General features: G+C 26.7%; 24 protein-coding genes. All 24 read right to left on the bottom strand.

Going from position 1 to position 18,360, the window contains the following annotated elements; genetic code table 11:
• Positions 1 to 63 precede the first annotated feature (63 nt).
• Positions 64 to 648 carry a major tail protein gene (locus tag H8923_RS06720; protein WP_153973165.1) on the bottom strand — a complete coding sequence of 195 codons (585 nt, stop codon included), beginning with the start codon at positions 646 to 648 and terminating at the stop codon, positions 64 to 66.
• 46 nt (positions 649 to 694) lie between these two features.
• On the bottom strand, positions 695 to 1,021 hold the full coding sequence (locus tag H8923_RS06715; protein WP_187127880.1) for a hypothetical protein: 327 nt from the start codon (positions 1,019 to 1,021) through the stop codon (positions 695 to 697).
• 9 nt (positions 1,022 to 1,030) lie between these two features.
• Entirely contained in the window at positions 1,031 to 1,411 is a 381-nt protein-coding gene (locus tag H8923_RS06710) for an HK97-gp10 family putative phage morphogenesis protein (RefSeq protein ID WP_187127879.1), read from the bottom strand.
• Position 1,412: 1 nt separating this feature from the next.
• A complete protein-coding gene (locus tag H8923_RS06705; RefSeq protein ID WP_153973060.1) occupies positions 1,413 to 1,733 on the bottom strand; it encodes a phage head closure protein in 321 nt (106 codons plus the stop codon).
• Complete coding sequence (locus tag H8923_RS06700) at positions 1,730 to 2,158, bottom strand: head-tail connector protein (protein ID WP_153973061.1); 429 nt, start codon at positions 2,156 to 2,158, stop codon at positions 1,730 to 1,732. The genes H8923_RS06705 and H8923_RS06700 overlap by 4 nt, the downstream gene beginning before the upstream one ends.
• Positions 2,159 to 2,291: 133 nt before the next feature.
• Positions 2,292 to 3,407 (bottom strand): phage major capsid protein, encoded by a 1,116-nt coding sequence (locus H8923_RS06695; RefSeq protein ID WP_153973062.1) that lies wholly within the window; start codon positions 3,405 to 3,407, stop codon positions 2,292 to 2,294.
• A gap of 43 nt (positions 3,408 to 3,450) precedes the next feature.
• Complete coding sequence (locus H8923_RS06690) at positions 3,451 to 4,125, bottom strand: head maturation protease, ClpP-related (RefSeq protein ID WP_153973063.1); 675 nt, start codon at positions 4,123 to 4,125, stop codon at positions 3,451 to 3,453.
• Complete coding sequence (locus H8923_RS06685) at positions 4,118 to 5,359, bottom strand: phage portal protein (RefSeq protein WP_243140001.1); 1,242 nt, start codon at positions 5,357 to 5,359, stop codon at positions 4,118 to 4,120. The genes H8923_RS06690 and H8923_RS06685 overlap by 8 nt, the downstream gene beginning before the upstream one ends.
• Before the next feature lie 12 nt (positions 5,360 to 5,371).
• Entirely contained in the window at positions 5,372 to 7,090 is a 1,719-nt protein-coding gene (locus H8923_RS06680) for a terminase large subunit (RefSeq protein ID WP_153973064.1), read from the bottom strand.
• A complete protein-coding gene (locus H8923_RS06675; protein WP_153973065.1) occupies positions 7,080 to 7,496 on the bottom strand; it encodes a hypothetical protein in 417 nt (138 codons plus the stop codon). The genes H8923_RS06680 and H8923_RS06675 overlap by 11 nt, the downstream gene beginning before the upstream one ends.
• A gap of 105 nt (positions 7,497 to 7,601) precedes the next feature.
• Entirely contained in the window at positions 7,602 to 8,030 is a 429-nt protein-coding gene (locus H8923_RS06670; RefSeq protein WP_153973066.1) for an HNH endonuclease, read from the bottom strand.
• A 71-nt stretch (positions 8,031 to 8,101) separates the two neighbouring features.
• Positions 8,102 to 8,620 (bottom strand): hypothetical protein, encoded by a 519-nt coding sequence (locus tag H8923_RS06665; protein WP_153973067.1) that lies wholly within the window; start codon positions 8,618 to 8,620, stop codon positions 8,102 to 8,104.
• Between the two features lie 3 nt (positions 8,621 to 8,623).
• Positions 8,624 to 8,887 carry a hypothetical protein gene (locus tag H8923_RS06660; protein ID WP_153973068.1) on the bottom strand — a complete coding sequence of 88 codons (264 nt, stop codon included), beginning with the start codon at positions 8,885 to 8,887 and terminating at the stop codon, positions 8,624 to 8,626.
• A gap of 396 nt (positions 8,888 to 9,283) precedes the next feature.
• Positions 9,284 to 10,891, bottom strand: coding sequence for a DEAD/DEAH box helicase (locus H8923_RS06655; RefSeq protein WP_153973069.1), 1,608 nt, complete (start codon positions 10,889 to 10,891; stop codon positions 9,284 to 9,286).
• Positions 10,892 to 10,930: 39 nt separating this feature from the next.
• A complete protein-coding gene (locus H8923_RS06650; RefSeq protein WP_153973070.1) occupies positions 10,931 to 12,859 on the bottom strand; it encodes a hypothetical protein in 1,929 nt (642 codons plus the stop codon).
• A 42-nt stretch (positions 12,860 to 12,901) separates the two neighbouring features.
• The gene (locus H8923_RS06645) at positions 12,902 to 13,402 is read right to left on the bottom strand and encodes a hypothetical protein (protein WP_153973071.1); all 501 of its coding nucleotides are present in this window, start codon (positions 13,400 to 13,402) and stop codon (positions 12,902 to 12,904) included.
• The gene (locus H8923_RS06640) at positions 13,403 to 14,614 is read right to left on the bottom strand and encodes a hypothetical protein (protein WP_153973072.1); all 1,212 of its coding nucleotides are present in this window, start codon (positions 14,612 to 14,614) and stop codon (positions 13,403 to 13,405) included. It abuts the gene before it with no gap.
• A 100-nt stretch (positions 14,615 to 14,714) separates the two neighbouring features.
• Positions 14,715 to 15,086 carry a hypothetical protein gene (locus tag H8923_RS06635; protein ID WP_153973073.1) on the bottom strand — a complete coding sequence of 124 codons (372 nt, stop codon included), beginning with the start codon at positions 15,084 to 15,086 and terminating at the stop codon, positions 14,715 to 14,717.
• A 38-nt stretch (positions 15,087 to 15,124) separates the two neighbouring features.
• Positions 15,125 to 15,730 (bottom strand): HNH endonuclease, encoded by a 606-nt coding sequence (locus H8923_RS06630; protein WP_153973074.1) that lies wholly within the window; start codon positions 15,728 to 15,730, stop codon positions 15,125 to 15,127.
• An 11-nt stretch (positions 15,731 to 15,741) separates the two neighbouring features.
• A complete protein-coding gene (locus H8923_RS06625; RefSeq protein WP_153973075.1) occupies positions 15,742 to 15,972 on the bottom strand; it encodes a hypothetical protein in 231 nt (76 codons plus the stop codon).
• Entirely contained in the window at positions 15,973 to 16,158 is a 186-nt protein-coding gene (locus H8923_RS06620; protein ID WP_153973076.1) for a hypothetical protein, read from the bottom strand. It abuts the gene before it with no gap.
• Positions 16,133 to 16,489 (bottom strand): hypothetical protein, encoded by a 357-nt coding sequence (locus tag H8923_RS06615; RefSeq protein WP_153973077.1) that lies wholly within the window; start codon positions 16,487 to 16,489, stop codon positions 16,133 to 16,135. Before H8923_RS06615 ends, H8923_RS06620 begins: the two co-directional genes overlap by 26 nt.
• A 91-nt stretch (positions 16,490 to 16,580) precedes the next feature.
• The gene (locus tag H8923_RS06610; RefSeq protein WP_153973078.1) at positions 16,581 to 17,039 is read right to left on the bottom strand and encodes a hypothetical protein; all 459 of its coding nucleotides are present in this window, start codon (positions 17,037 to 17,039) and stop codon (positions 16,581 to 16,583) included.
• A gap of 16 nt (positions 17,040 to 17,055) precedes the next feature.
• Positions 17,056 to 18,357: a hypothetical protein gene (locus tag H8923_RS06605; protein WP_172976765.1), complete on the bottom strand. Its 1,302-nt coding sequence runs from the start codon at positions 18,355 to 18,357 to the stop codon at positions 17,056 to 17,058.
• Positions 18,358 to 18,360: the final 3 nt, after the last annotated feature.

Below are 18,360 nucleotides of genomic sequence, written 5' to 3'. Positions count from 1 at the left end.
TTTTACACCTCGCTTATTTTAAGTAAAAAAAATAGAGACCTAAAACTAGGCCTCTATATAAAATTAAACCCCTGCTGTAGGCTTTGGTTTTTGCACCTCTGTAAACCATTTACTAACCATTGTGCTATCAGCTGTTGAATCCGTTGTATCTACTTGATACATAAATAATTGGTCATTTATGTCTGGTAAACAAGTAAAGTCTAGTTCAACTATTTGTGCTTCTCTTTCTTCCTCAGTCGATACAGCTTGAATACTAGGTATTGAGAATTGACAACTATATATCACATTCAATATTTTTCCTCCGTCCCTTTTATTTTGTGCAAACATTAAAGCTAAATTAGGGGCATTTGTTGTGGCACCTATCGCAACTCCACCGCTCATCACTTCTACTCCAGAAAGTAATGCTTTTTCTTCCATAGTAAGTCCTATGACTGATAGCTTACCTGAGCCTTTTGTAACTCTTTTATCTGAGTCAACAACCTTGTTATCAGCATATTCAAATTTCTCAGAACTTTCAAAACTGCACTCACATGCTTTTGCACCTAGTATTTCAACTGGAGTTCCAAACGTACCGTCAGTATCTACTGTAGCAACATGTATAGAATCCATACCAAAAATAATTTTTTGTTTATAATTTTTCCCTGCCATTAATTTTCACCATTCCTTCTTTAATTTTTTCATAAAAAAAGAATTCTTAAATTGAATTCATTTCCTTGAATATAAAATCCATATTTTTACCGAAGTAATTTTCATCAAATACATCTTTACATCCATTAAATATGAAATTATTTTCTTTAAATTTCTTTTTAATATCTTTATATAAATCTAAATTTTCAATATTCTTACACCAAAAATTTAAACTAATATAATATATCGTCGATAAACTATTATTATCAAACACATCTGTATCCTCTTCGTCATAAAAAGTAAATATTACATACTTATCTTTTGGACTTAATGTCTTATGATAATAAGCCTCTATACCAAGACTTCCCATTATATCAATTATTTTTTTATTCATCCTTATCACCTACTCAAATAGGTCTTTAGCTAAACTTTCACCTATCGCTTTATTTGCTTCACTAACCGATTTATTCCAGGCTTTTTTCATCCACTTCTTACCGACCATATCTGAAGTTCCATACTCTTGATAGTAGCCATATCTGATAGATTCATCGTCTGTATTTTGAATACCAATAGTTATTTTTCTATTTGTACCTGATCCTGTTTTATCTCCTTTATCCAATGAGTCTTGTAAGTTTCCTGTATCCACTGGTACAGCTTCTTTTTGAGCTTTTAGTATGACATCTGCACCTTTTTCTAATGCATTATCAATTACCTCAGTTTTAAGTTTACGCTCTATTTCATCAAGTTTATCTATTAACTCACTAAAATCTATTTCAAATCCCACACTAATTGACCTCCTCTACAGCCAATTCTAAATACATATGGTCTTCAAATTCATGAACATGTTTAATCTCATATTGTTTATCTTTATATATAAGATACATAGACTCATCGATATCCCTTTTTCTAACTATAAATTTATAAGTAACTTTAGTATTATCTGCATTAGCTCTCATATAGTCTTTAGTTGATACAGTTTTCTTTTTTGCTCTTAATCCTTTTATTATGATAATATCTTTCATTTCTTCTACACCATGGTTTTTATCATAAACTAATTCTTTTTTTATTATAGTTACCTTATCTCTTAATTCCGATGGATTCATCATATCCAATTCTCCTTTTTCATAGTAAGAATTGATTTTAGTGTAAAGTTTATATCACTATTACTATCAATATAAACTTGTCTTTGTTCATAAAAATGACCTGCTAATAATAAAACTGCTAACCCTAAACTATAATTTTTTACACCATCAACTTCATTTCCAAAATCAATTTCTGATATACCTGTATAATCTTGTACATATTCTAATGCTGCAATACAGTATCCATTGATAATTTCATCGTCTGTATGAAAGTCCTCTTCTATATTTAAATGTTTTTTGACACTCACACAGTCAATTAAATAATTATCTATGGCACAAGTACCTTCAGAATTTATATGTAGTGCGCTATGAAAAATTCCATGCATACCTCTTTCTTGTCCATCACCTGTATTAGGCATGAAGTATTCCCCACATTTGCATTTAAACAAATTAATCACCACCTAATTAAAAGAAGGCAGATATTAATCCACCTTCCTACTTCTTTTTTTTCTAGTTTTTTTAACCGGTTCAGTTTTTGACACTGATACTTCTTCTAATGATATATTCTTTATTTGAAGTATCTTAGACACTGGGAGTATAATCTATTTCAACATTTACAACGGCTTTAGTATCTACTGATTTAACATCAAATCTTTCTACAATTCTTATTAAGGTAGCATTTTTTGTAAATCCTGCTTCTTTAGAAACTGCCATTTCGTAAGATTCTCTATCAAAGAAAGCTACTGCTTCAGATATATCCCCCACATAGAAAGTTAATTTACCTTCTGGAGATGCTAAATGTGCATTAGATAGTACAACTATTCTTTTACCTTTAAACTCTTTTGTCCCTGGAACTGTTAATGAATCTGTTAATAAAGGCCTTCTATTCCCATCAGTTAATTCATCTAGATAATCATATCCATCTTGATTTGTTATAATTATAGAATTAGCTGCAATTTCAGGATCTAAATGAACATTAAGAGCCTTTTGTATAGCTTTATATCCACCAGCTTCACCTGTTCCAGGCACTTTAGTGGCTGTAGCTAATATTTCTAATATCTTTTTATTTTCAGTTTTAACTGCATTCTTAGCAAATCTATGACCTATATAGTTTGTTAAGTTAGCTTTTTCATCTTGTAATAATGTGTTAGATATAGGTATTATATTTCCATAATCAGATAATTTCCATTGTACATTGCCGAATTTTATAGTTGATTGTCCTATTTCAGTCATTTCTTCAAAATTAATTAATTCATCGTTAGCATCAACTTCTAAAGGCATTGAACCTGATAGTGTACCAACTGGTATTACGTTACAGAATTGTTTTAAAGGTATTAATTTTCTCTTTAATTCTTCTATTTGAGTTCTTTGTTCCTTGGGTACTAAGTATCCACCATCTTCATCTGCTTTCTCAACTAATGCATTTTCAGCCTCAGTTAATTTTTTTCCCAACACGGCTTTATTAAATGCTACTATGTCACTAACTTTTTCTGTTCTATTCTCAAATTCTATCATATTATCTATTCCTTCCATTTTTTCTATTTCTAAATCTTGTAATAAATCAAATTTTGCTTGTAATTCTGCTATATCATTTTTCATAGCTTTAGCCTCTTCTAACTTTCCATCGTTGACTAATTTCTTAGCATTAGTTTTCATATTGTTTATTTGTCCTAATAATTCTCTTAATTCTTTATTCATAATTGCACCATCCTTAATTTATTTTCGAGCATAAAAAAAGAACTTAGATTAAATCTAGTTCTAGTAACAATTGCTCTTTTTCATTTTCAAATTTCAAATTTTTATTATTACTATTTGTCATGTCAATTAACTCTTTTGGTATATGTTTAAAGTTTTCAACACTATCTAAGTCAAATTTGGCTACCATTTGAGATTCTTCTATTATTTCATCTATAAAACCTAACTCTTTACATTGCGTTGAATCGAACCAAGTTTCTTCATCCATGTAATTTAGTATAGTTTCCATATCTAAACCTGTTTTATCTACATAAGTCTGAGCCAGTACATTATCTATTATCATTAAATCATTAGCTTGTTTATTAAAATCTTTAGCATTACCAACACAACCACACATAGCTCTATGTATCATAAAAAGACTATTTTTATACATCTTAACTTCATCACATGATAAGGCTATCTGAGTCGCTATACTGGCACATAATCCTTCGATAAAACAAACGGTAGTACCTTTTCTTGATTTTATTAAATTAGCTATTGTATTGCCTTCAAATACAGAACCTCCAGGCGAAGATATATGTAAATTAAGTAATTTACCTTCTATCTCATCAATCTCTGCTTTAAATTGTTTTGCTGAAACTTCATCAAACCAATCTCCTATTGCATCATATATATATAAGTCTGCACTATCTGTACTATTAACTATTTTAAATTTATTCATTTATAACACCTCCTTTCTCATACTGGTTACCAACTTCGGTTATAGGAATATAATTCCCATTGCACATTAGAATATCTCCACCTTCTTTAGTTGGCATATTCAATAACAATCTAGCTTCATTAGGTGTATAAATACCATTGTTTACATAACCACAAAGGGTATCTTTTTGTGTCTGACTATCTGCTCTTAATAAAGCTCCTTCATTAAACTTAAAATAATAACCTTGATTTATTTGTTCCCTACTAAGAAGTTTATAAGTAATCTCTTCTTCATACTGTTTCAGTATAAATTGCATCGTGTTAATAAGAAAACTTAATTGTTGTGACTCTGAATTACTGTAACTTGATTTATCATAGTTATTCAAGAAGTTTGGTTGGATCCCAAATGCTGATGCTATTTGAAGAGCATTATATTTTTTCAACTCAAAAAACTGACTATCTGTTAATTTAATATCCAACGGAGTTAATTTCATCCCATATGGTATTGGCATGACTTTCCCTGCATTATTTGCTCCCGAAGCATATTCATTTAGTTTTGACAAAAACTTTTGAATTTGTGCTTGAGACATTTCATCTGAAAATTGAAGTATAGCTTTACCTGTTAATCCAGTTTTATAAAGATTATTCATAAAGTTCTGGCTCTCTAAACCACCATCTATACTATTACGTAATATATCTTGTACTGCAATTCCTACAATACCATTAAAAGTATGACTGGTTTTAAAATGTAGTATATTATCTTGATGAAATATATACTCTTTACAAGTTTTTGGATCATTATAGATATAATAAATAGCATCTTTATTTCCAAAGTAGCCTTTATTATCAATCATTATTCTTACATGATCACTTTGCAGAATCCATAAATCTTTTAATTGAGTCCCCATCCAATTGCAATATACATATGCATTTCCAAAGTGATTTCGATTTCTTTCTACAGTTGACCAAAACATAGTTGGGTTTATGTAAGGATTAGGTCTTAATTTAATGATATTGTATGTATTATTCTTAGCTTTTACTGTGCCATTTTCTGTTTCTTGGTATAACTTCAATGGTAATTTACCTAATGTTTCACTCAAAACTCTTAGACAAGTAAAATATGTAATTTCTCCTTTTATATCTCCCGATATGTCTGGACTAATACCCAACATTCTCATTATTTCCAGTTCCTGCTCTGATAGTTCATTTTTATATTGCTTATTAAATTTATTTTTAAATTTATCTATTAATTTCAAATTCTCACCCCCTTACCAATTCATAATATTAAAGTAATCATCCATCATCTTGCTATAATCTAATAACGATTCATTTTTGAATGCTAACTTATAAGCATTTATAACCGAATCTATCGGATCTATACGTTCTTTGCTTGTATCTTTATCAATCTTAATTTCTCCATTGTTATTACTTACTGTTTTAGCATTAATAAATGACCATTTTAGCAAATCATTTTTTTTATTAAATAATACATTACCTGATTTAATCTCTAGTCTTAAATCTTCAGTTGGATCATTTAATTTACTATGTGATTGATATATTTCTACTGTATCATGCCCTAACTCATTTAAATCATATAAGAACATATCTGCATTTCGTTGGTCATATCCAATTTGCTGAACATGTAATTCATACTCTTCAATAAGTTCTTTTAAATAAGATAGTATGAAATTATAATCATTTCTTATACCACCATTTGTATTTGTAATAGTTAATAAACCTTCTTTTACCCACATATCATATGGAGCTTTATCTGATTTTATATGTTCATATAAACGCTTCTCAGGCATAAATGAATGAGAATGAATAAAATATTTTTTATCATCATTTTCTTTAAACACAAAAATAAGTGCTAAAGATGTTAAATCTCCACCACTACTTAAATCTAATCCTATATTACACTTTTGTCCTTTAAAGTCTTCTAAGGTTTTGTCTGTAAAACATTTCTTTAAATCTTCTCTTTCTATGTATTGATTTTCACTAAACTGTGTCCATATATTTAAAGCCTTAACCATAAAGTCTTTTAAATCATGACCACCTATATTTTTAGCTTTATCACCAACTTGTTCTAAGTTCTTCAAATCATCTTCATCACTACAAACCAAAGGATTTGCTTTAATCCAGTTTCTACTATCCCAAACATCATCCTCTTTATCCATTTGAGCTATGTAAATAAACTGTGAATCATTCGTATAAAGTCCTTGAAGTACATCACAACAATATTCATATAACTCATGACAATATGAATTAGTGTTAAATCCGGCTGTAGTTATCGCACTAATTAAACATTGCTTTAATTTTCTAGTACCACCCTCAAGTTGCTTGATCATTTGATTATCTTTGTGAGCATGTAGTTCGTCCACTATTCCAACATAAGGTCTAAAACCATCAATTGATTTAGTATCTTTTCCTAGTGCTTTTATGACTGAATTTGTTAACTTACATTCAATCTTTCCTTCATACTCTTTTATTTTAAATAGCTTAGATAAATCTTCATCCGCATTTATAAATTTAATCATTTCTTTCAAGACAATCTTAGCTTGATCCATTTTTGTAGCTGTGCAGTAAATTTGCCCATACTTGTAACTATCGAAATTACCAAAGTATGTTCCTATAATTCCGTTTAAAAAAGATTTTCCATTTTGTCGTCCCAGCTGAACATAACTATTTCTAAATCTCCTAAATTTTCCTTTTTTGCTTACCCAACCATTCAGTGATCCAAGTATAAATACTTGAAATCCATGTAATTTTACTCTAATTTCTTCATCACCTTCAGCAATTATCAGCGATTCTGCATAATCTAAAATATCATTTGCTTTATCTACATCAAAGTAATATTCAAAGCCTTCTGTTTTAGATTTTTCTAAATCATCTAAATGTCTTTTACATGCTAATTTTACATATAAACCAGTAACAACCTTATCCTCTAATACATCTAAAGCATATTGTGTTACTCTATCATTTAACAAATTTACTAAACCTATTTTCTTTCTTAGTTTCAACTTCGACTGGTTCTAACAAGTCATGTAAAACACTTAGTAAATTAGTAAATGCTTTTAAATTCTCTCTTAATTCTTTTTGAGCTGGATTAACTTTAAGTGAACCTGTACAATTTTTACTGAAAGCACCTTCTTGTTCTAAGCATTGCTTGCTGCTCTTTATAAGTTCTATTAAATCTAAACAGTTATTAAAAATATACTCTTGTTCTTTAGTTTTAAGTTTATCTTTATAGTAGTCTTTAAAATGCTTCAAATTTATATTTTTACTTTTGAATTTTATTTCTATCTTATCTTCAATCAAATCATCTCTATTTCCATTTTTTAAATCTCTTTCTCCACGCCTGTATTGCTTATAGTATTCATTTGAACTAGGCATTATATCACATCCTTTTAATTGTTCAACTTTTTACTTTCAAAAATCATTTTTTTCATAGGAATACACCACCTCTGGCTGTTCGTTCCTCCTTCAAAAACTTTTTGACTACCCCCTACCCTCAATCAATTCAAATAATTTCTCTTCTATTAACTTCTTTTTGCTATTATCTTTCATATCATTATGTATTTTGTTATGACATTTGTGACATAAGCAAATTAGATTATCTTTATCTAATGCTTTACTTCTATCTTTATCTAATGGAATAATATGATGGACAATATCACTTGACTTGACTATATTTTTATCTAGACAGACCTGACATAATCCAAAGTCTTTTGACTTGACTATATTAGAAATAGTTCTCCATTCTTTAGAATCATAAAACTTTTGTTTCTTCTTATCTCTTTTATATTTATTATATTTCCTATAGTTTTTCTTCTTGATCTCTTTATAGCTATCTTCACACTCTTTACAATATCTGTGACCTATATCTATTATCTTTTCACATTTAGCACATAATTTTTTTATTGCCATTCTTTATCACCTTTTTAATATATTTCTACTAAGAAATTAATTACTATAATAGACACACAAAAGAAATTTACCTACTTGAATATTGATTCATATATACGTTTTATTTTTTCTATTGGTGTATATTTGTTATCATACTCATCACTATCAGATACTTTAACATCAAAGTGTCTCTTTATTTTTCTATCAAAGTCTTCTATACAAAATTTATTCTTATCTTTAAAATCTCTTTCTTCATAATACATATATATATTATCGATCTCATTTACAATATAAACAGTATTATTTTCATAATTATCAACTTTTGCTACATCAAGAAATTTATAAATATAATCTTTAGTTAAAATATACATTTCTCCATTGATATAATTAAACTTATCGTACATTTTATTCATATCACCATATAATTTTAATTTGGCTGATGATAGCTTTCCATTATTCCAAAGGCACTTATTATAATCATTGAAATCCATTTCAAGTTCAGCATATTTAAAATTATATATATTACTAACTTTACCATTTTTATTTTTAAAACAGATTGCTTCTATATCACTTATCTTTCTAACTTTTCTTAGTACAACATACTCATTCATCCCTTATTCCTCCTCATATTTATATTGTTCTTTTAGGTATTTGTCTAGATTTATACTTACAAATATTTGTTTGTTTACTATTTCGTATAGTGAAGCCAATTCATTACAATCTTCTATAAACTCTTCTATCTCTTGTCCTAACAGTTCATCTATTGCTTCTTTTCTGTCTTGACACTCTTGAACCTTTATTTGTAATTCATTTTGTTTTTCAACTATCCTTTTACGTTCTTGTTCTAAAATCTTAATAGTCTCTTTAGTTAGTAACACCTTCATTCACCTTCTTTCTAATTTTAAATCTAGCGCTTTTTAATGTACCTAAAAAAGAATCTGTTTGTATAGAGATACTTTAATAACAAATAAACAATAAAATTGGAGGAGTTATTTTTATTTGTAGTTTAGGTACATTAAAAATAACTAGATCTGAAATATCTAGTTATTTTTATAAAATTAGGAGTAATCTATGGCACATCTAGAAGACGTACACCAATATAACCGATTTACCAGATCGGCTATACTATAATATATACACTTTAAGATATAAAAATAATAATTAGTATCATATATGAAACATTATTAGCCTTTTATTTTAGCCTATAAGGACTTCTATTTTCTTCGGCTATTACTTATACCTTTAAATTCTTAGAATCGTCCTCATTGCCTCACTTATATTATGTCTTTTAGCTGAAAATAACTAGTTTTCTTTGCATAATGTTTATGCACATCAAACTTGGTATTAATATACATACTGTTCTTTATCATGTTCAATTGTTTAACTGTTGCTCCTTCTTTCTTCCAACTCGATTTCTTATTTGCAAAACTAGTTCCATATTCTAACACTAGACTATCCGTATACCCTACCAGTTCCATTAAGTTATCATTTTCGCATACTAACTCCAAATTATGATTATAGTTTTTATTCTTAGTCAACTTGTACAATGCAAACTCATTATTATTCTTAACTATGTAATAATCTATATCAATATCTGCACTTATTATTGCTATATCCTTATTATTAATTTTATTAAAATAATAATCTAAATTACTAACTTGTAATATATTCTTAATATCCATATTGAATAAGTTTATTTCTTCTTCTAATATTTTTAACTCTTGCTCAATTCTAATTCTTTCTTGTTCTTCTTGTATTTCCTTTTGCTTTTTCTCATACTTTCGTTTCTCTTCCATTTCTGAAACTGTTAATCCATCATCCAAATCAAATACATTCTTACAACTCAATAAGTTATGTTTACTGTAATTATCGACTATATCAAGTATTAAGCAAGATTCTTTTCCTTCATATAATCTTAAACCTCTACCGACACATTGATGAAATAATATCTTACTCTTAGTAGGTCTTGCAAGTATCAGGCAATCTATTTGAGGAATATCAACTCCTGTTGTCATTGTTGATACATTTACTAAAACTTTAATATCACCATTTTCAAAATCATTTAATATACTTGCTCTCTCTTTAGTATCTAATGCACTTGTTACGCTCTTAGCCTTAACTCCATTCTTACAGAATGCATCAGCTAATGAGTTGCTATGTTCAATACTATTTGCAAATACTAAAGTTTTATTTCTATCTTTACACTTGTCTAAATAAGTTTTTATTATAAGTTCATCTCTATTCTTAACATTTATGTACTTCTCTAAGTCAGCACTTACAAATTCTCCTCCTACAGTTTTTACTCTACTTATATCTATATCAGTATATATTCTAAAGCATTTTGGTGACACCAGATAACCTTCTTCTATTAACGCAAGTGTATCTTTTTCATATACAAATCCATCAAATACCAATTTTAAATCTTTAATATTAAATGGAGTACCCGAGAAACCTAGAATTTTATCTGCTTCAACATGTTCTAATATCTTTTTTAATTGTTTAGTACCCCTATGTACTTCATCAATTATTACTAAATCAAACTTATTATCAGATATGGATGATACACGTCTAAAAGATCTATACGATAAAGTTTGCCTTGTGCAAATAGTTATTCTCTTATCTGTTTCGTTAACATCTGACTGAATTATTCCTATTTCATCTTCAATAGATGAACCGCAAATTTGTATTATCTTTTGTTTTGCTTGATCTCGTAATTCCTTTTGGTCGACTAGTATTAATACTTTACCCTTAGTTAACTTTATTAAATGTGAAAATATAACAGTCTTTCCTCCACCTGTTGCTATATTTACTATTTTTTTACTTCCCTTTTCTAACTCATTTATTGCATTTATGCACTCTTCCTGATATCCTCTTAATTTCATTTTTCACTCCTCCTAATTTTTAAAATAAAAAGAGACTACTTAGCGTAATCTCTCTAGCTTTCTAATATTATAAGATTTATCACTTATTTTTTTTGATGTTCTATTATGCATCTTATACCCTGCCTTTTCACACAACATAATTACATCATCAGTCTTTAATCTATTTGATACTTTTATATTTAGTTTGTTCATTAAAAAATTTTTAATAGTAGCATATTTCATATATCCGATATCATTATTGGTCATAACTACAAATCCTTTAACTAAATTTTCTTCTATTAAACTTCTTAATTCATCAATTATCTTATCATCAACTTTTAATTCTAATTTCTTACTATTTGTTTTTTTTATTTGCTTAGTATGCTTTTTTAACTCCGAAATATTTTCAATTTTCATAATTTTATAACAGTATAGTTTTTTATTTTCTACTGTAATAGTTATTTTATTACTTATGTAATATCCACATTCATTCATGTACTTTTTAAAATTAATGTAGTTCATATTACTATTAAAAATTTTATTATAAATTTCACTTATTTCATCCTTAGAATACAATTCTGATTTATCATTCTGAACTGATAAAACTCTACTTTCTAACTTATCACCAAGTATGTTTTTATCTACCCATTTTTTAAACGTAGACATTTTCAACTCGTTTTCTGATTTACTAAAATTATAAATACTTTTATTAGAATTTGAATAAAAATTATATATTCTTTGTAGTTCTTCAACCACTTCAATAAAATAATTATCTATATAATACTTACTATAAATATCTTTAGTAATACTTTTTGTAATATGCTTGTAATGAATACAGTCTAAACTATGTATGCCATCTAATAATATTGTTTCAACTTTAGAATTACAATTATTTAAACTATTTATTAACTCTATATAGCTACTCTTTAATGTATTTTTAGTCAATATACATTCTAATATATTTAATATATCACCATTATAAACATACCCCCAACTTTTCTTAAAACAATTTCTATTATTATGTAAATAATCTAATATTCTTGATGCTATAAACTTATCAAAATTGAATATTCTATTTTTTTCTACTCCATCAATATAGTCCTCAATATATTCAATTTGTCTTTCAGTTAATATTTTGTTCTTATTTTGTATTATGAAATTATAAATACCATCTTCCTTTTTTTCAATATCTTTTACCTCAATTATTTCATCTATTTTATCTAGCTCTTTATCATAAGATTCTTCTTCAGTTAACCCCATAAAATCATAACCTATTTCATCACTATCTTTTTTAACTGGTTTATCTAAATAAATATAACTAAAATATTTTAATTCTTGACTATTTTTATTTTTATAAGTACACCAAATAGGATTTTTTCCGTAATATGCTAAATCCCTAGCATCATTCTTTACAGCTGAAATCAAATAATTACAAATATCTTTACTTAAATTTTCATCTCTTAAAACATTTTTAAAATCTTCTACTGAATTAATTTCTATATCAAATATTTCCCTTATCCTATTATTAAATTTACCCTCGACTAGATCACATAATAATTCTATCCCTTTTAATACTCCTTCGGCCATATATCCTTCAAAATCATTTTTGCATATTTCATTTTTAAACTCGTTAAAGTATACTTTTTGACATGTTCTGAAATAAGTATCCCATGCAGATTCTTTTTTCTTCACTATCTTATATCTTAGATATGCACCAAAAACTACTCTCTTGTCCTGATACTCTCCTAGTGAATGTTCTTTATCATTTATTTTTTTAAATTCAAATGTCATTCTTACCATTGAATCAATAATGCCTTCATTTTTGACAAGTCTATTGTCATTGATAGTAATAGTTCTATAAGTAGTTTCTTCTTTTGTTCTCCTCGTTTTATTTTCTATTTGTACAATTTTTTTATTTCCTAGTCCATCTATATAACTATCTCTTAATCTATCTAGTTTACATAAATACTCAATATCTATTATCCCCAAATCAACACCACCTTTAAAAATGTAAAAAAGGACTAATAAATACTAGTCCCACTCACTTTCATAATAACCATTATACTCATCGAATTTTCTATATTCGTTATCTATACCATAAAAAATACCATCATTAGAATACAAGATATCTTCTTCTATATAATTTTTCATATCATCTAGTGACTCTATGTACTTATTGTATAAGTAATCTATATCTGAACTTTCTAATAGTAATTTATTGTCTATACTCACTTCTTTTTCCAATGACTTATAAGTTCCATAATTATCTTCTAAATACTTAACTCTCCACATTAATACATCTGTAATATTATCAATTAACTCTATGTAATCATCTATATAAGAATCAATATCGACATCTTGAGTTAACTTATACAACAAATAAATACTTTGACTTCCTATTGTTCCTTCGAGAGAATCTAAAGCTATTTGACAAGCTGTTTTATCATTCATTAGCTCTATTAGCTTTTCTGCTTTCTCGTATTCACTTTCATTTTCTAATATTTCTTTTACTATTCTTATAAAATTATCCATCTATATTTTACCTCTTAATTTCTTTAATATTTTTTCAAAATGAATTGTTATATACTTGTTATCAATTTTGTTTGTTCTATTAAAATTACATATTGCTTTCATATGTACCTGATCCATATCTGTGATTATTTCAATTAACTTATCAGCTACAACATTATCTTTATTTATCAACTTAACCAAATAAAAAAAGGACTCTTGAATTGAGTCCCTATCTAATATTTCTTTAATTTTTCGTTCAAATAAATCATCTTTCTTTAGCTGATAACCAACTTGATTTCTATTTCTACTATCTTTATATTCATAACTATTAACATACTTTTTTATTTCATAACTATTTAAAATTTCAAGTAATCTTTTACCTATCATCCTTTTGAACTGTTTCTTTTGCTCTTTACTATAATTTAAGTCATCTACTGAAAATACTTCATCAATCAACATCATATTATTTTCTATAGCCTGGCTAGTTATTTTTACAAATTCCTTTTGCTTATCAGTGAGTAAAAAACTTAGTGTACTAAGCAAATTATAAATATTTCTAGCATTATTTATCTTTACTATATCATCATTGAATTTATCTTTATTATCACTAATTAAGTATAAGTATTCTTCTACACTTATATCCTCAGCCTCTTCTGTCCTGCTACTACTAAATTTTATAGTTCTATCTAAACTTTTAAAGTCAGTTATATTATACTCATATGAGTTATTTACTTTATTTCTTCTAATATAACTACTTATTTCATTTGTACTTCTTGTAGCCTCTTGTGTACACTTAATAAGTAAAAAACTAACAAATCTATCTATATTCTCATAAGTAAACAATTTCTTAAAGTTGCTTATGTTATTTTCTATTTTAAACTTGAATTCACGTTGTATTTCTTCATCTAATTCACCTGTATAGTACATTTTTAAAATGTCATACACATGGATTCTAACTAATGATGCAATATCTTCTAAAAATGAAGAATCATTAGTTATATCTACTTCAAATTTTTTGGCATATATCTTTACTAACTTTGGGAACAACGTATCTAATTGGCTATCTAAAGTCTTAGTATACTTTAAGTTTAAATAGCTCCCTTCATATGTACTGTAGCTCAATTTATTGTCCCAGTACATATTCTTATTTAACTTTTCTTCAAAACTATTCTTAATTATATATTCATATATTTTGTCTAAACTATCCATTTCTTGTATATCCCTTAATTCCATAAATTTACTCCTCCTAAAATTTAAAATTTGTTGCAATTGTAATATTTTTATATTAATATTATAATGTAGTATTTTAAATATTTTTATATCAAACAAAAAATTATACTAACTTCTTTAATTTTAAATATTGATTGAAGGTTAAAACATAGACATCTGATGCTATTTTAGTATGATCCTTTGCTAATTTCCCTTTTGAATAATCAACTGAAGATCCTAATATTATTGGTCTGCTATATTCTAATCCTAAACATTCAGTTCCTACTAAATAGGTAAATTTCTTACCTATCTGATTTTCTTCACATATTTCATTTAATTTTTCTAAATTAACGTTTAATTTATCAGCCAAATCAACTGTTGTTGTATATCTGTAATATTCGTAACCTTCTATTTTCACATTCTTATCAGCTATATGTTCAACTGTTTTCATCCCTGTAAAAGCTCTTTTTCTATCTCTAAATCCATTATTATACATTCTCAATTCCTCCTAAATTTAAACATAAAAATAACACCTTACTGGTGTTTATTTCTGTACTCTCCAAAGTATTTAATTTCTGCTTCTCTTCTAGCTTTAATTGCATCTTCTATAAACTCGAAACTTCCTAGCCATATATCTTTTTTATTTAATTTTATTCTAGCAGCCCACTTTTTACTAGCTTTGTGAAAACTTACTCCTACAACTCCACTTTTATTTCTTTTACTAATACTTACATTCATATTATTTTGTTGATAAGTACATATTCTAAGATTTTTTCTGCGATTATCTAAAGAATTATGGTTAATGTGATCGACAAGTTTATCTTCTGGACATGACATAATGAATCTATGCAATTTACCAACTTCTTTATTTTTTATATACCTACCTTCTAATCCCCATTTATATTTTTTTACTTTATCAACATCATCTAAATCTATATATGTACTAGCAATTTTATCTCCTAATCTATTATAGATTAGCATCTCAGCATAATTGTTATGAAGTATTATTTCATTCAAATCAAAAACAGTTCTGGAATTATGATCTAATACTGTATTATGCTTAATCCATTGCTGATAATGCTTTCTACACATACCTTTTGTTAACTTATCTTGATATCTACCACAGACAACACACTCCATATTACACCATCCTATTCTTCTATTAAATCTAACCAGGCACTTAAACTGGCATCACCATCTATATTTGCACACTCTCTTCCAAATAGTTGTTGAAATTTTTGTAGTAGCTTATCAATATCTTTTTCAAATAATTTTCTAGCAATTTCTGTATTTTCAATGTCTTTTTTAGTTAATTTTTCTACAAGGTAGTAATATTCATCTTTTTTTCCATTTTTATATGCTTTAATTGCTCTTTCTTCCATTTATATCTCCTCCATAACTTTTTCTATTTCAATATCAATCAGACTTCTTATAGTCTTTATTTCCTTCAATGTAAAACTACTTTCTTTAATCTTTCTGTAATATGTACTCCTACTTAAATTTAAAAGATTCATTAGATCCTCATTCGTAAAACTACTTTCTTTAATCTTCAATTTCAAGTAATTCATTATTAGTTTCTCTCCCTTCGAAATATGGATTTCTAATTTCTTCACTATTAAAAATGTACTTTGAACTATTATCAAATGTAAACAATTTTACCCTATGCGAATGGCACAAATTTAAATACTCACATAGTCCCATTAAATTATCTGTTGCTGGTAATGATGCAATAGAAGTTGGTTTATAATTTGCTAACATTTCTTTAACCTTTTTTCTGTCTTCACATACACTAAGTTGTAGTATTTCTTGTAACCTCTTCTCATCGCATATTTTCATAGCCTTCATTATTTCTTCTTTGCTCATATCTTCAATTAACTCAAACATAAAACTTATATTCATTTCTTACTCCTCCTAATTTTTTTATTTTGAACATAAAAATAACACCTCATTTCTGAAGTGTTATCTTACTTATTTACCCTATATAATATAATTAAAGATTACACATAAATAATAGGTCATTTTTATTCATATTACTTTTTATAGACATGCACAAATAATCTAAATCATCAATTTTAGCATCCACTAAGTAATCTTTATTAGCTATCCTATACCAAACTTCATTTATTATTTCTTCTTTTGTTAACTCTTTGATATTTAACTGACGTGGTTCAAAATATCTTTTACTCAATTTCATATGTTTGAATAATAGTCTTTTTTTAACTTCTACACCATGATAACTATAATATTTATTTTTTAAATCATCATACTCTTTTTTGCTATAATTGTATATAAATACCCTATCATCATTCCATTCACCTTCACAATCAATTTCCTCATATGTAGCAACATTATTTATATACTCACTTGTTTCGAGTTCTTCATATTCAATTTTTGTATACTGATCTTCCTCATCATAGTAAATACTATTCCCACTGTAACTATAATACATAATATCCCCTCTCAATCTAATTTTCTTCAAATATAGTCCCAACCACATCTGGAATTATAACCATAGACTCAACTTTATTTTCAGCAATGCCATTTAATATATCATTTAAACTACGTCTTTTTCTTGACTCAGTGTGTACTTTTGATTTAGGTATATCAATTTTATCATAATCAAACCAGTCAAGTTCTGAATCACTATAATCTTTAGTATAGCACTCGCATTCTCTTACATTCTCATTCATTTTTATATTTTCATCTATGTTATCTTTTACAAATTTAAATATTGAATTTATTTTATGAGCATTAGTCCCACAATTATCACAAATACTATACAGTGAATTTCTATCATCATAAATAGTTTGATATATAATATCATCCGTATATTTTTTATTAATTGATTTTATCTTATTATATGCTCTATCAAACAGAGCTTTATTTGGAGTTTCATTCATAATGTCTTTAAATAAAGCAAATATATCTTTATTCGATTCACTAGTTTTCACTTCTATTATTTCTTCAACAACTTCTGAAGTTTCAACACTATCCTCTATTTTATCTTTATAAATGTATTTATCCAAATAGTTATATTTGCACTTTTTCAAGTATTTAATATCTGCCAGATCCATTTTATTTGTATGAGTATTGTTATAAGTATCAATTTGACTATATATAAATTGCATATACTCATTGTTTTGTACATCATGTTTTCCAGTATTTAAAAAATATCCTAATGTTGATTTTCCTAAGTTTTCTTTATTCTCTTTATAAAAATAAAATGCTGCTATTTTCTTAATAAATCCCTTTTCAATGAGTTTATTTTTAATTCTATTTATATATCTTATCTCGTTTTCTAAATTATCATTTAATTCTTCATCTGTATAATACTCTTTAACTAATGTTTCAAGTGCAGGATATATATAATTCTTATTTTCTTTAAAATTTAAATGAGATGACATAATGCAATATAATTTAAGTTCTGCATCATTTAAACCATTTAGCATATCTAATACAAATTCTATATTTTCATATATTTCAAATGTTTCATCTTTAATAATTTCAATACTACAATAATTATTTATATCTCCATATATCTTTATTCTATTTTTACTTTCTAAACTTATTAGATGCTTCTTAATTGTTTTAACATGCATGTCTATAAGACCTCTCAAAACATGTGTATTTGTTAATACTACATAATTATTAACATTGCTCAAACATTGTAAATACAATAACGTTCTTATTTCCCCACCATTCAAATTTTTATAATCCTTACCAATTCTAATAGAGTTACCGTTCAACATTTTTTTTAAATTCAACATCAA

Origin of the sequence: Romboutsia faecis (genome assembly GCF_014323405.1) — a bacterium.
In the GTDB taxonomy this organism is placed as follows: Bacteria; Bacillota; Clostridia; order Peptostreptococcales; family Peptostreptococcaceae; genus Romboutsia_E; species Romboutsia_E faecis.
Note: the sequence above shows the minus strand (reverse complement) of the source record. Positions and strands in the feature narration are given on the sequence as shown.